The sequence below is a fragment of the Vibrio sp. 1249-1 genome, assembly GCF_033340495.1.
This window is the reverse complement of record NZ_JAWOWJ010000334.1, coordinates 1-833: the sequence shown is the minus strand read 5'-3', so window position 1 is coordinate 833 and position 833 is coordinate 1. Positions and strand designations below refer to the sequence as shown.

The following is an 833-nucleotide window of genomic DNA, read 5'->3' as shown; positions in this document are numbered from 1 at the left end:
AATATCATCCCACCACTTAGTGATCGCCGCTTCATCGTTGCTACAATCTTGCTCTGCCAGTAGACCAAGCATAGTAGTCAGTACTTTTTCAGCAGAGCCTACGATTGGAAGATCCACTTTGACGTTTTTGGAGATCGACGACGGATCAATATCAATGTGCATCACTTTCGCATTTGGACAGTACTTCTCAAGGTTATTGGTGGTGCGGTCATCAAAACGCACCCCAATACCGAAGATCAGATCCGCTTCGTGCATCGCCATATTGGCTTCGTAAGTACCGTGCATCCCCAACATACCAAGCGAGTTTTTGTGAGTACCCGGAAATGCACCTAGGCCCATTAAGGTGCTGACAACTGGCAGGTTAAGTTTGTCTGCCAGTTCTAAAATATGTTCGTGAGCACCAGAAATGACTGCGCCACCACCGACATAAAGCACCGGTTTTTTCGCTTCAATCAAAGACTTCAGTGCTTTCTTGATTTGGCCTTTATGACCCGAAGTGGTTGGCTTGTATGAACGCATCGAAATGCTTTCTGGATATTGGTAAGGCAGTTTGATTTGCGGATTCATTACGTCTTTTGGCAAATCAATCACAACTGGCCCAGGACGACCCGTTGTTGAAATATAGAAGGCTTTTTTGATCGTTTCAGGGATATCTTCCGCCTTTTTCACCAAAAAGCTGTGTTTTACTACCGGACGAGAGACGCCCACGATGTCACATTCTTGGAAAGCGTCGTTACCAATCAGGCTGTTTGGCACGTTCCCTGAAATCACGATCATCGGGATGGAATCCATGTACGCCGTTGCAATACCGGTAATGGTATTGGTTGCGCCAA

The 833-nt window shown here is 46.2% G+C and carries 1 protein-coding gene; it reads right to left on the bottom strand.

Going from position 1 to position 833, the window contains the following annotated elements; genetic code table 11:
• Positions 1-833: thiamine pyrophosphate-binding protein (locus R7Z50_RS26205; protein WP_318149573.1), on the bottom strand; the 833-nt coding region annotated here is incomplete at both ends.